The 13,943-nt window shown below is 70.3% G+C and carries 8 protein-coding genes; 5 read left to right on the top strand and 3 right to left on the bottom strand.

The window, feature by feature from the left end; genetic code table 11:
- Positions 1 to 52: 52 nt before the first annotated feature.
- A complete protein-coding gene (locus ACIGAQ_RS09315; RefSeq protein ID WP_311688346.1) occupies positions 53 to 799 on the top strand; it encodes a response regulator transcription factor in 747 nt (248 codons plus the stop codon).
- Between the two features lie 61 nt (positions 800 to 860).
- Here the strand turns inward: ACIGAQ_RS09315 and ACIGAQ_RS09320 are convergent, their stop codons facing one another.
- Positions 861 to 2,048, bottom strand: coding sequence for a DNA glycosylase AlkZ-like family protein (locus ACIGAQ_RS09320; protein WP_311688347.1), 1,188 nt, complete (start codon positions 2,046 to 2,048; stop codon positions 861 to 863).
- Positions 2,049 to 2,103: 55 nt separating this feature from the next.
- Positions 2,104 to 2,673: a GNAT family N-acetyltransferase gene (locus ACIGAQ_RS09325; protein WP_362275465.1), complete on the bottom strand. Its 570-nt coding sequence runs from the start codon at positions 2,671 to 2,673 to the stop codon at positions 2,104 to 2,106.
- 280 nt (positions 2,674 to 2,953) lie between these two features.
- Between ACIGAQ_RS09325 and secA the strand changes: the two genes are divergently transcribed.
- Positions 2,954 to 5,800: a preprotein translocase subunit SecA gene (gene secA, locus ACIGAQ_RS09330; RefSeq protein ID WP_362275462.1), complete on the top strand. Its 2,847-nt coding sequence runs from the start codon at positions 2,954 to 2,956 to the stop codon at positions 5,798 to 5,800.
- A 163-nt stretch (positions 5,801 to 5,963) separates the two neighbouring features.
- Here the strand turns inward: secA and ACIGAQ_RS09335 are convergent, their stop codons facing one another.
- The gene (locus tag ACIGAQ_RS09335; RefSeq protein ID WP_399780778.1) at positions 5,964 to 6,401 is read right to left on the bottom strand and encodes an Rv3235 family protein; all 438 of its coding nucleotides are present in this window, start codon (positions 6,399 to 6,401) and stop codon (positions 5,964 to 5,966) included.
- Between the two features lie 782 nt (positions 6,402 to 7,183).
- Here ACIGAQ_RS09335 and ACIGAQ_RS09340 point away from each other — a divergent pair.
- From ACIGAQ_RS09340 to ACIGAQ_RS09350, 3 genes are all read left to right on the top strand, one after another.
- Positions 7,184 to 7,699, top strand: a complete 516-nt coding sequence (locus tag ACIGAQ_RS09340; RefSeq protein ID WP_399780781.1) for a DUF6912 family protein — start codon at positions 7,184 to 7,186, stop codon at positions 7,697 to 7,699.
- A gap of 88 nt (positions 7,700 to 7,787) precedes the next feature.
- Positions 7,788 to 8,453: an HAD hydrolase-like protein gene (locus tag ACIGAQ_RS09345; protein WP_311688351.1), complete on the top strand. Its 666-nt coding sequence runs from the start codon at positions 7,788 to 7,790 to the stop codon at positions 8,451 to 8,453.
- 469 nt (positions 8,454 to 8,922) lie between these two features.
- The gene (locus ACIGAQ_RS09350) at positions 8,923 to 13,884 is read left to right on the top strand and encodes an NAD-glutamate dehydrogenase (protein ID WP_311688352.1); all 4,962 of its coding nucleotides are present in this window, start codon (positions 8,923 to 8,925) and stop codon (positions 13,882 to 13,884) included.
- The last annotated feature ends 59 nt before the right edge of the window (positions 13,885 to 13,943 follow it).

Below are 13,943 nucleotides of genomic sequence, written 5' to 3' on the forward strand. Positions count from 1 at the left end.
TGGGTTGGCGATGGCTCAGGACCACAGGCCACAGCCTTCAGGGGGAGGAACGATGGCGGACAGCTTCGGACCGATGCGTGACGAGGATGCCCACGACGGCGTCGTCGCCATGGGCCCGGACTCGGAGACCCCACGCAAGGAACCGATCAGGGTCCTCGTGGTGGACGACCACGCCCTGTTCCGCCGTGGCCTGGAGATCGTGCTCGCGGCCGAGGAGGACATCCAGGTCGTCGGAGAGGCGGGTGACGGCGCCGAGGCCGTCGAGAAGGCCGCCGACCTGCTGCCCGACATCGTCCTGATGGACGTGCGCATGCCCAAGCGGGGCGGCATCGAGGCCTGCACCTCCATCAAGGAGGTGGCACCCAGCGCGAAGATCATCATGCTGACGATCAGCGACGAGGAAGCCGATCTCTACGACGCCATCAAGGCGGGCGCGACCGGCTATCTCCTCAAGGAGATCTCCACGGACGAGGTGGCCACCGCCATTCGCGCGGTCGCCGACGGGCAGTCCCAGATCAGCCCGTCCATGGCCTCGAAACTGCTCACGGAGTTCAAGTCGATGATCCAGCGCACGGACGAGCGCCGCCTGGTGCCCGCGCCGCGCCTGACGGACCGCGAGCTGGAAGTCCTCAAGCTCGTCGCCACGGGAATGAACAACCGTGACATCGCCAAGGAGTTGTTCATCTCCGAGAACACCGTGAAGAACCACGTGCGCAACATCCTGGAGAAGCTGCAGCTGCACTCCAGGATGGAGGCCGTGGTGTACGCGATGCGGGAGAAGATCCTCGAGATCCGCTGACGTCGGGCGGGCACAGCCGGCAGGCCGTTCGGGCCCCCGAGCCCGTCAGGCCGTCGGGTCGTCAGGCCGTCAGACGGGCCAGCTCCCGTACGAGCGGCTCGCGCAGTTCCGGTGCGTCGATCCGTTCCACGCGGACGTCCGTGCAGTTCACCCAGGACGCGGCCTCGACCAGGGCCTGGGCGACAGCCGGGACCGCCTTCGGGCCGTCGAGCGTGACCTGCCTGGCCACCAGTGTGCTGCCCGCGCGCGCCGGGTCCACGCGGCCGACCAGCCGGCCGCCGGCCAGGACCGGCATCGCGAAGTAGCCGTACACCCGCTTCGGTTTGGGGACGTAGGCCTCCAGGCGGTGCGTGAAGCCGAAGATCCGCTCCGTGCGCGCCCGCTCCCAGATCAAGGAGTCGAACGGCGACAGGAGCGTGGTGCGGTGGCGGCCGCGCGGGGGTGTCTCCAGGGCCGCCGGGTCGGCCCACGCCGGCTTGCCCCAGCCCTCGACCGTGACCGGGACGAGCCCCGAATCGGCGATCACCGCGTCGACCTGCTCCCCCTTGAGGCGGTGGTAGTCGGCGATGTCCGCGCGGGTGCCGACGCCGAGGGACTGGCCCGCCAGACGGACCAGGCGGCGCAGGCACTCGGTGTCGTCCAGCTCGTCGTGCAGCAGGGCGTCCGGGATCGCGCGCTCGGCTAGGTCGTAGATCCGCTTCCAGCCGCGGCGCTCCACGCACACCACCTCGCCGTACATCAGGGCGCGTTCGACGGCGACCTTGGCGCCGGACCAGTCCCACCAGTCGTTCGTCTTCTTCGCGCCGCCCAACTCCGTGGCCGTGAGGGGGCCTTCCGAGCGCAGCTGCTTGACGACCTGGTCGTAAACGCCGTCGGGCAGGTCGTGGTTCCAGTGCGGGCGGTTGCGGTAGGCGCGGCGGCGGAAGGCGAAGTGGGGCCACTCCTCGATGGGGAGGATGCACGCGGCGTGGGACCAGTACTCGAAGGCGTGGGGCGCGCCGGAGGGATCCGGGGTCCAGTACGCGCTCTCCACGGTCTTCCTGCCCACCGCGCCCAGGCGGGCGTAGGGGACGAGCTCGTGGGAGCGGGCCAGGACCGAGATCGTGTCGAGCTGTATCGCACCGAGGTGGCGCAGGACGCCGCGGACGCCGGAGCGGCGGTCGGGGGCGCCGAGGAACCCTTGGGCGCGCAGGGCGATTCTGCGGGCCTCGTCTGCGGAGAGCTCTGCTGCGGGGCGCGGGGTGGTCATGGGTCGCACGATATGCGGTGGCACTGACATCGGGGGCCGGCCTGCGAAAACGCCGTCAGCGGGCGGCCGGCAGGTACGGCGCCGTCGACGGGAGGCCGAGGTCCGACGGGAGCAGGGAGCCGATCCAGGTGTCCCGGAGCACTCCCTTGTTGTTCGTCGCGGCGCGCAGGGTGCCCTCGATCGTGAAGCCCGCGCGCTCCGCCACCGCACGCGAGGCCCGGTTCCCCACCTCGGCGCGCCATTCGACGCGGTCGATCGCGCCGTGGACGAAGGCCCAGCGGCAGGCGGCGAGGGCCGCTTCCGTGATGTAGCCGCGGGAACGGTGCGGCTTCGCGGCCCAGAAGCCGATCTCCGCCATGCCCAGGGCGCGCATCGTCAGTCCCAGCATGCCCGTGAGGTCCCCGGAGTGGAGGAAGACGCCGAAGGTGAACATGGAGCCGTCCGCCCAGCCGTCCGGAGCCAGCTGTTCCGTGAAGCTCTCGGCGTGCTCGCGCAGGTACGGCGAGGGGATCGTGGTCCAGCGCTGGATGTCCGGGTCCTGGCAGGCCTCGTACACCGCGTCGGTGTCCCGGGGGCCGACCGTGCGCAGCAGGAGGCGGGCCGTGGTGAGGGTGACGGGGTCCATCGGCCGATTCTGCTCGGGAGGGCGCCGGGGTGCCATCCCTTTGCGTTCGGTGAGGGGGTGATCACGCCTCGTGCAATTCGGTGGCGGGTTGCGGCACCATCCGCGGGGCCCGGACGTTGTCCCCTTGGAAGCAGACGTGAAACAGAATGGAAGCAACGGACGGTCGCCGTCACGGCAGGCCCTCCCGGCGCGGTGGGGTCCTCGCATACGATGGCCGTTGCTCAGTAAGTCAAGTGGTAACCGACCGTCCCAGGCCCGACCGGCAAGGAGACCAACCCCCGTGTCCGTCCTCTCGAAGATCATGCGTGCAGGCGAAGGCAAGATCCTGCGCAAGCTGCACCGCATCGCGGACCAGGTCAACTCCATCGAAGAGGACTTCGTCGACCTCTCCGACGCCGAGCTGCGGGCCCTCACCGATGAGTACAAGCAGCGGTACGCCGACGGTGAGAGCCTGGACGACCTGCTGCCCGAGGCCTTCGCCACCGTCCGTGAGGCCGCCAAGCGCGTCCTGGGCCAGCGCCACTACGACGTGCAGATGATGGGCGGCGCCGCCCTGCACATGGGGTACGTGGCCGAGATGAAGACCGGTGAGGGCAAGACCCTCGTCGGCACGCTGCCGGCGTACCTGAACGCGCTGTCCGGCGAGGGCGTCCACATCATCACGGTCAACGACTACCTGGCCGAGCGCGACTCCGAGATGATGGGCCGCGTCCACCGCTTCCTGGGCCTGAGCGTCGGCTGCATCCTCGCCAACATGACGCCGGCTCAGCGCCGTGAGCAGTACGCCTGCGACATCACCTACGGCACGAACAACGAGTTCGGCTTCGACTACCTGCGCGACAACATGGCGTGGTCCAAGGACGAGCTCGTCCAGCGCGGCCACAACTTCGCCATCGTCGACGAGGTCGACTCCATCCTCATCGACGAGGCCCGTACGCCGCTGATCATCTCCGGCCCGGCCGACCAGGCGACCAAGTGGTACGGCGACTTCGCCAAGCTGGTCAAGCGCCTCAAGCGCGGCGAGGCCGGCCAGCCCCTCAAGGGCATCGAGGAGACCGGCGACTACGACGTCGACGAGAAGAAGCGCACGGTCGCCATCCACGAGTCCGGTGTCGCCAAGGTCGAGGACTGGCTGGGCATCGACAACCTCTACGAGTCGGTGAACACCCCGCTCGTGGGCTACCTGAACAACGCCATCAAGGCGAAGGAACTGTTCAAGAAGGACAAGGACTACGTCATCATCGACGACGAGGTCATGATCGTCGACGAGCACACCGGACGTATCCTCGCCGGCCGCCGTTACAACGAGGGCATGCACCAGGCGATCGAGGCGAAGGAGGGGGTGCCGATCAAGGACGAGAACCAGACGCTCGCCACGATCACCCTCCAGAACTTCTTCCGCCTCTACAAGCGCCACGACCACAACGGCAAGGAACAGCCGGGTCTGTGCGGCATGACCGGTACGGCCATGACCGAGGCCGCCGAGTTCCACCAGATCTACAAGCTCGGCGTGGTGCCGATCCCGACCAACCGGCCGATGGTCCGCAAGGACCAGTCCGACCTGATCTACCGGACCGAGGTCGCCAAGTTCGAGGCCGTCGTCGACGACATCGAGGAGAAGCACCGCAAGGGGCAGCCGATCCTCGTCGGCACGACCTCCGTCGAGAAGTCCGAGTACCTCTCGCAGCAGCTGAGCAAGCGCGGCATCCAGCACGAGGTGCTCAACGCCAAGCAGCACGACCGGGAGGCGACGATCGTCGCCCAGGCGGGCCGCAAGGGTGCGGTCACGGTCGCCACGAACATGGCCGGCCGTGGTACGGACATCAAGCTCGGCGGCAACCCCGAGGACCTCGCCGAGGCCGAGCTGCGCCAGCGCGGCCTGGACCCCGAGGAGCACATCGAGGAGTGGGCGCACGCCCTGCCCGAGGCGCTGGAGCGGGCCGAGAAGGCCGTCAAGGCGGAGAAGGAAGAGGTCGAGAAGCTCGGCGGCCTCTACGTGCTCGGCACCGAGCGGCACGAGTCGCGGCGCATCGACAACCAGCTGCGCGGTCGTTCCGGCCGTCAGGGCGACCCGGGCGAGTCCCGCTTCTACCTCTCCCTCGGCGACGACCTGATGCGGCTGTTCAAGGCCCAGATGGTCGAGCGCGTGATGTCCATGGCGAACGTGCCGGACGACGTGCCGATCGAGAACAAGATGGTCACGCGCGCGATCGCCTCCGCCCAGTCGCAGGTCGAGCAGCAGAACTTCGAGACGCGTAAGAACGTCCTGAAGTACGACGAGGTCCTCAACCGCCAGCGCGAGGTCATCTACGGCGAGCGGCGCCGCGTCCTGGAGGGTGAGGACCTGCACGAGCAGATCCAGCACTTCATGGACGACACCATCGACGCCTACATCCAGGCCGAGACCGCCGAGGGCTTCCCCGAGGACTGGGACCTCGACCGGCTGTGGGGCGCCTTCAAGCAGCTCTACCCGTGCAACGTCACGGTCGAGGAGCTGGAGGAGGCGGCCGGCGACCGGGCCGGTCTCACCGCCGAGTTCATCAGTGACTCCATCAAGGACGACATCCACGAGCAGTACCAGGCCCGTGAGGCGCAGCTCGGCTCCGAGATCATGCGGGAGCTGGAGCGCCGGGTCGTGCTGTCGGTCCTGGACCGCAAGTGGCGCGAGCACCTCTACGAGATGGACTACCTCCAGGAGGGCATCGGCCTGCGCGCGATGGCGCAGAAGGACCCGCTGGTCGAGTACCAGCGCGAGGGCTTCGACATGTTCACCGCCATGATGGAGGGCATCAAGGAGGAGTCCGTCGGCTACCTGTTCAACCTGGAGGTCCAGGTCGAGCAGCAGGTCGAGGAGGTCCCCGTCGAGGACGCCAAGCCCGTGGCCGACCTGGAGAAGCAGGACTCGGTGCCGGCGCAGGCGGGTTCCCGTCCGGAGATCCGCGCCAAGGGGCTGGACGTTCCGCAGCGGCGCAACCTCCACTTCTCGGCGCCGACGGTCGACGGCGAGGGCGGCACGATCGAGGGCGACTTCACCGAGGACGGCGAGCCGGTGCGTTCCGAGGCCGACGGCCTCACGCGTGCGGAGCGCCGCAAGCAGGCGAAGAGCCGGGGCCGCCGCAAGAAGTGACGGACGCGGCAGCGCCGTGACGGCCTGAAGGGCCGGACACCTCAGGGTGTCCGGCCCTTCGCCGTGCCCGGACCGATCAGGCCGGGGCGGGATCCGGGGACCATCGACCGGAGCCGGGGCGGATCAGTCGGTGTCGACGGGGATCAATCGGTGTCGGCGCGGATCAGTCGGTGTCGGTGTCGGTGTCGGTGCGGGGCGGGCGGGGACCGCCGAGTTCCACCGCCGTGCAGCGCCAGCGGAGGTCCTGGCCCAGTTCCAGGCGGAAGGCCATGGCGCGCAGCCGGTCGCCGGCGCCGATCCGGGCGAAGGCCTCGATGGCGCCCGGACGGGGTTCGAAGTAACCGATGTCCCGGACGACGGGGCGGGCGCCACGGGTGCGCAGGGGGCCGCGTTCGGCCAGCCAGGTCAGTTCGTCGTAGGCGCGGCCGCGGGTGTGGCGGAGCATCGAGTGGACGGGGCGGTGACCGCTCAGGACGGCGACCAGCAGGTCCGCGAAGAGGTCGGTGGGGAGCGGGCGGGGCAGCGGCCGGCGGGGAGTCTGGGCGGGGACGCGGGGCGTGGTCTGTGCGGGCGCCCGCGGAGTCGTCGGAGCGGAGGGCATCGCGGACGGTGGGGTGGTGCCGTGCGGGTTCCGGCGGGGGGTCGTGCGCGGGCCTGGGGAGGCCGGTCGGCGACTGCCCGGGGAGGTGGGCGGACGGGTGTCGGCGGGGCGGGTGTAGGGGCGCTTGGCACGGGTGGAGGCCGGAGGGCGACCGCCGGCTCCGGGGGCACGGCCCGGGCCGCCGCCGGGCGAGCGGGGCGGGCCGGTGGGGGCGAGGGGCGGCGGGGTGGTGGGGGCGCCGGTCAGGGCGGTGATGGCCTCACGAGTCTCGGTGCCGGGCGTCGTATCGGCCGGGGTCGCCCGGGTGGCTGGGACGGCTGGAGTGCCAGGGGCACCAGGGGTGGTCGAGGCGAGACGGGCAGCCGTGGCCCGCGTGGCTGAGGCGATCGGGGGTGCAGGGATGCCAGAGGTGCCAGGGGCCTCAGAGGCATCAGGGACGTGCTCGGTGCGGGCGGTGAGCGGGCGGCGGGCGGTCCTGGTCATGACCTTGTGCATGGGGGTCCCCGTTCCGTGGGCCGGTGGATACCGGTGAGTAACTTCGGGTGGTGATCTTGTACGGGGATGAAAGGGGCCGGAGCAAGCAGGCGGACTGCGTGTCGAGGGCGCAGGGAGGTTCACTTATCCGGGTGATGTGCGGGGCGTGAAGCCCGTGCTCGCGGGGCCGGGTCGGGTGAATCCGCGGCCCCGGGTGGACGCGTCCGGCGTCACGGGGCGGGACTCGAAAGGGGACGCGGCGCACGTATTCTGAAGGCCCTCTCCGGACGACCACGAAAGCGGCCAGCATGCGTGTCTACGTGCCCATGACCCTCCCCGGTCTCGCCAAGGCGTACCAGACGGGCGAGCTGGGGGCCGGGCCGTTCGTCGCCTACGCCGTGACGCCCGCGCTGCGCGAGTGGTACCTCTCCGACGACATCGAGGAACTGGAGTACGCGGCACTCAGCCGGGCCGCGCTGGCCTCGCTGCGGCTGCTGGCCGGCCGGCCCGACGCACCCCGGCGCCGGGTCGTCGTGGCCGTGGACGTGCCCGACCGGGTCGCGAGCACCGATCCCGACCGGGGCCTCGACCCGGCGGCGCTGGGCGAGGTGCGGGTCTCCGGCTCCGTGGCCCTGGCCAAGGCGGCGTCCGTGCACGTCGACGCGCCCGACGCGGAGGCCGACGTGACGGCGGCGGCCGACGCGCTGCCGGCGGCGGACGGCGGGGACGACGACGCGCAGTTCGTCGTGGACGGCGCGGAGGACCACGAACTGCTGTGGTTCGCCACGCAGGAGATCCCCAACCTTGTGGGGCGCGGCGACTGAGCGACCCCCCTGGGGCGGACCTCCCGCCCAGGGGCGCATTGAGGCGCCGTTCTCTTGATTGTCAGTGGGGCCGGGTACGTTTTGGGGCATGGGGACGAAGACGGGCGCGCACATTGTCTGGGACTGGAACGGCACGCTGTTCCACGACATCGACGCGATCATCGGGGCGACGAACGCGGCCTTCGCCGAGCTGGGCCTGGAGCCGCTGACACTGGAGAAGTACCGGGAGCTGTACTGCGTACCGGTGCCGAAGTTCTACGAGCGGCTGATGGGGCGGCTGCCCACCGAGGCCGAGTGGGAGCTGATGGACGGCATCTTCCACCGGTACTACGCGGAGCACCGGGTCAGGTGCGGGCTGACGGCGGGCGTCGAGGAGCTGCTGGCCGGGTGGCGGTCGTCGGGCCGCAGCCAGTCGATCCTGAGCATGTACGTGCACGAGGAGCTCGTGCCGCTGGTGCGCGGCTTCGGGATCGAGCCGCACTTCATACGCGTGGACGGCCGGACCGGTCCGTCGGGCGGCAGCAAGGCCGAGCACATGGTGCGGCATCTGGGGTCGCTGAGCGGGGTGGCTCCGGAGCGCACGGTGGTGATCGGGGACGCCGCGGACGACGCCGTGGCCGCGCTGCACGTGGGCGCCCGGGCCGTGCTGTACACCGGGGGATCGCACAGCCGGGCCAGCCTGGAGGCGGTGGGGGTGCCGGTCGTGGACACGCTGGAGGAAGCGGTCGACGAGGCGCAGCGCCTGGCCGCCTGATCGGCTCCTTCCGCGGTACTGCCGAAGCGGGCGGTGCGCGCACTGTGCAGAACGTCAAACTTCCGGGACTGGTTTTGTACACATACGGCTCATGACGGGGGCCCTGTAAGGAGCGATAGCCTTGGTGGCGTGATCAGCGCGATAGTTCGCGGGGACGCCGACGTCCTCGCCCTGCGCCCGGAGAGCACGGACGACATCCGTGTCCGGGCGGCAGTCGCTGGTCCTCGCGGGCGGGACGGGGCATCGAGGGCTCCCGGGACGCCGAGCACCACCAGGAACCAGGCGTCGCGGAGAGCAGCGTCACACCGGTGGAGCAGCTCAAGAATGGCTCAGACACCCCCGCTCATCTCACCTTGCGGCATAGCGTCGGTACAGACCGGATACCCCGTGTCACGACGTGACGTCGTAAGCGCAGAGGCCGTACTTCCTTCTACGTCACGCAACGGCGCGCGACAGGAGCCAGAGGACAATGCAGACCAAGCTGGACGAAGCCAAGGCCGAGTTGCTCGAGAGGGCCGCCCGGGTAGCTGAGAACAGCCCGGTCGGGGGGCACCTACCGACCGGGTCGACGGGCGAGGAGACCCCAGACGCCCAGGAAGCCCCGGACCGCGAGTCCCTGCTCACGTTCCTCCAGCGTTACTACCTGCACACGGCCCCGGAGGACCTCGCCGACCGCGACCCGGTCGACGTCTTCGGAGCCGCCGTGTCGCACTACCGGCTGGCCGAGAACCGCCCCCAGGGCACGGCCAACGTGCGGGTTCACACGCCGACGGTCGAGGAGAACGGGTGGACCTGCAGCCACTCGGTCGTCGAGGTCGTCACCGACGACATGCCCTTCCTGGTCGACTCCGTCACCAACGAGCTGACGCGGCAGGGACGCGGCATCCACGTCGTCATCCACCCCCAGATCGTCGTGCGGCGCGACGTCACGGGCAAGCTGATCGAGGTGCTGCCCACGCCCCCGACCGGCGCCGCGGGCCTTCCGCACGACGCGCACGTCGAGTCCTGGATCCACGTAGAGATCGACCGCGAGACCGACCGGGCCGATCTGAAGCAGATCACCGCCGACCTGCTGCGCGTGCTGTCCGACGCCCGGGAGGCCGTCGAGGACTGGGGCAAGATGCGGGACGCGGCGATCCGGCTGGCGGAGGGGCTGCCGGACGAGCCGATCCCCGGCGACCTGCCCGGACCCCAGGTCGAGGAGGCCCGCGAGCTGCTGCGCTGGCTGGCCGACGACCACTTCACGTTCCTCGGCTACCGCGAGTACCAGCTGCGCGACGACGACTCGCTGGCCGCCGTGCCCGGCACCGGTCTCGGCATCCTGCGTGCCGACCCGCACCACTCCGACCAGGAGAGCCACCCGGTCAGCCCGTCCTTCGAGCGGCTGCCCGCCGACGCCCGGGCCAAGGCCCGCGAGCACAAGCTGCTCGTCCTCACCAAGGCGAACAGCCGGGCGACCGTGCACCGGCCGTCGTACCTGGACTACATCGGGGTCAAGAAGTTCGACGCCGAGGGCAACGTCATCGGCGAGCGGCGCTTCCTCGGACTGTTCTCCTCCGCCGCCTACACCGAGTCCGTGCGCCGCGTCCCGGTGATCCGGCGCAAGGTCGAGGAGGTCCTGGAGCAGGCCGGATTCTCGCCCCACAGCCACGACGGACGCGACCTGCTGCAGATCCTGGAGACGTACCCGCGCGACGAGCTGTTCCAGACCCCGGTCGGGGAACTGCGCGCCATCGTCACCTCCGTCCTCTACCTCCAGGAGCGGCGGCGCCTGCGGCTGTACCTGCGCCAGGACGAGTACGGACGCTACTACTCGGCCCTCGTCTACCTGCCGCGCGACCGCTACACCACCGCCGTCCGCCTGCGGATCATCGAGATCCTCAAGGAGGAGCTCGGCGGCATCAGCGTCGACTTCACGGCGTGGAACACCGAGTCGATCCTGTCCCGGCTGCACTTCGTGGTCCGGGTCCCGCAGGGCACCGAGCTGGAGCACCTGTCCGACGCCGACAAGGAGCGCATCGAGGCCCGCCTGGTGGAGGCCGCCCGCTCCTGGGAGGACGCCTTCGCCGAGGCGCTCAACGCCGAGCTCGGCGAGGAGCAGGCGGCCGAGCTGATGCGCCGCTACGCGCACGCCTTCCCCGAGGGCTACAAGGCCGACCACAACCCGCGCGCCGCGGTCGCCGACCTCGTCCACCTGGAGCAGCTGAACGCCGAGGAGGGCAAGGACTTCGCGCTCAGCCTCTACGAGCCGGTGGGCGCCGCCCCCGAGGAGCGCCGCTTCAAGATCTACCGCACGGGCGACGCGATCTCCCTCTCGGCGGTGCTGCCGGTCCTCAACCGGCTCGGCGTCGAGGTCGTCGACGAGCGGCCGTACGAGCTGCGCTGCTCCGACCGGAGCGTGGCCTGGATCTACGACTTCGGCCTGCGCATCCCCCGCCCGCAGGGCGGCAGCGCGGACTACTTCGGCGACGACGCCCGCGAGCGGTTCCAGGACGCCTTCGCCGCCACCTGGACCGGCAAGGCGGAGAACGACGGCTTCAACGCCCTCGTGCTCAGCGCCGGGCTGACCTGGCGGCAGGCGATGGTGCTGCGGGCGTACGCGAAGTACCTGCGCCAGGCGGCCTCGACGTTCAGCCAGGACTACATGGAGGACACCCTCCGCAACAACGTCCACACCACCCGGCTGCTCGTCTCCCTGTTCGAGGCGCGGATGTCGCCGGACCGGCAGCGCGCGGGCCACGAGATCGTGGACGCGCTGCTGGAGGAGGTCGACGCGGCCCTCGACCAGGTCGCCAGCCTCGACGAGGACCGGATCCTGCGGTCCTTCCTCACGGTCATCAAGGCGACCCTGCGGACCAACTTCTTCCAGGAGGCGGAGGGCGGCAGGCCGCACGAGTACGTCTCCATGAAGTTCGACCCGCAGGCCATCCCCGACCTGCCGGCGCCGCGCCCGGCGTTCGAGATCTGGGTGTACTCGCCCCGGGTCGAGGGTGTGCACCTGCGCTTCGGCAAGGTCGCCCGTGGTGGTCTGCGCTGGTCGGACCGGCGGGAGGACTTCCGCACCGAGATCCTCGGCCTGGTCAAGGCGCAGATGGTGAAGAACACCGTCATCGTGCCGGTCGGCGCCAAGGGCGGCTTCGTCGCCAAGCAGCTGCCCGACCCGAGCGTGGACCGCGACGCGTGGATGGCCGAGGGCATCGCCAGCTACAAGACGTTCATCTCGGCGCTGCTCGACATCACCGACAACATGGTCGCGGGCGAGGTCGTGCCCCCGGCCGACGTCGTCCGGCACGACGAGGACGACACCTACCTCGTGGTCGCCGCGGACAAGGGCACCGCGACCTTCTCCGACATCGCCAACGAGGTCGCGGAGAAGTACAACTTCTGGCTCGGGGACGCCTTCGCCTCCGGCGGCTCGGCGGGCTACGACCACAAGGGCATGGGCATCACCGCCCGCGGCGCCTGGGAGTCCGTCAAGCGGCACTTCCGCGACATGGGCGTCGACACGCAGAGCGAGGACTTCACGGTCGTCGGCATCGGCGACATGTCCGGTGACGTGTTCGGCAACGGCATGCTGCTCTCCGAGCACATCCGCCTGGTCGCCGCCTTCGACCACCGGCACATCTTCATCGACCCGAACCCGGACGCCGCCACCTCCTACGCCGAGCGCCGCCGCCTGTTCGAGCTGCCCCGCTCCAGCTGGGAGGACTACAACACCGAGCTGCTGTCGGCGGGCGGCGGGGTCTTCCCGCGCACGGCCAAGGCGATCCCGGTCAACGCGCACATCCGCGAGGCCCTCGGCATCGAGGCCAAGGTCACCAAGCTGACCCCGGCCGACCTGATGAAGGCCATCCTCCAGGCGCCGGTGGACCTGCTGTGGAACGGCGGCATCGGCACGTACGTGAAGTCCTCGGCCGAGTCGAACGCCGACGTCGGCGACAAGGCCAACGACGCCATCCGCGTCGACGGCAAGGACCTGCGCGTCAAGGTCGTCGGTGAGGGCGGCAACCTGGGCCTGACCCAGCTGGGCCGGATCGAGTTCGCGCTGCACGGCGGCCGGATCAACACCGACGCCATCGACAACAGCGCCGGCGTGGACACCTCCGACCACGAGGTGAACATCAAGATCCTGCTCAACGGCCTGGTCGCCGAGGGCGACATGACCGTCAAGCAGCGCAACAAGCTGCTCGCCGACATGACCGACGAGGTCGGCCGACTGGTGCTGCGCAACAACTACGCCCAGAACACGGCGATCGGCAACGCCCTGGCCCAGTCCGGCGCCATGCTCCACGCCCAGCAGCGCTTCATGAAGCACCTGGTCCGCGAGGGGCACCTCGACCGGGCGCTGGAGTTCCTGCCCACCGACCGGCAGATCCGCGAGCGGCTCGCGCAGGGCCAGGGCCTGACGGGGCCGGAGACGGCCGTGCTGATGGCGTACACGAAGATCACGGTCGCCGAGGAACTGCTGCACACGTCGCTGCCGGACGACCCGTACCTCAGCACGCTGCTGCACGCCTACTTCCCGACGAAGCTGCGCGAGCAGTTCCCCGAGCACCTGGTCAGCCACCCGCTGCGCCGCGAGATCACCACGACGGTCCTGGTGAACGACACGGTCAACACGGGCGGTACGACCTACCTGCACCGGCTGCGCGAGGAGACCGGAGCGTCGCTGGAGGAGATCGTGCGGGCGCAGACCGCGGCCCGGGCGATCTTCCGCCAGTACCCGGTGTGGGACGCGGTCGAGTCCCTCGACAACAAGGTCGAGGCCGAGGTCCAGACCCGCATCCGGCTGCACTCCCGCCGCCTGGTGGAGCGCGGCACGCGCTGGCTGCTCAACAACCGCCCGCAGCCGCTCCAGCTCGCCGACACGGTCGACTTCTTCGCCGAGCGCGTCGAGCAGGTCTGGGGGCAGCTGCCGAAGCTGCTGCGCGGCGCCGACCTGGAGTGGTACCAGAAGATCTACGACGAGCTGACCGGCGCGGGCGTGCCGGAGGAGCTGGCCACGCGCGTGGCGGGCTTCTCCTCCGCCTTCCCGACGCTGGACATCGTCTCGGTCGCGGACCGCATGGGCCGGGAGCCGATGGACGTCGCCGAGGTCTACTACGACCTCGCCGACCGGCTCCGCATCACCCAGCTCATGGACCGCATCATCGAGCTGCCCCGCGCCGACCGCTGGCAGTCCATGGCCCGCGCCGCCATCCGCGAGGACCTGTACGCGGCGCACGCGGCGCTGACCGCGGACGTCCTGGCCGTGGGCAACGGCAGCTCCACACCCGAGCAGCGCTACAAGGCCTGGGAGGAGAAGAACGCGGCGATCCTGGGCCGGGCGCGCACCACGCTGGAGGAGATCCAGGGCTCGGACGCGTTCGACCTCGCGAACCTGTCGGTGGCGATGCGCACGATGAGGACCCTGCTGCGGACGCATTCATAACGCGTACGCCGGCGAGGACGCCCCGGGCCGATCACGGCCCGGGGCGTTCCTCTCGGACA

Source organism: Streptomyces sp. NPDC085932 (assembly GCF_044540525.1).
Taxonomy (GTDB): domain Bacteria; phylum Actinomycetota; class Actinomycetes; order Streptomycetales; family Streptomycetaceae; genus Streptomyces; species Streptomyces levis.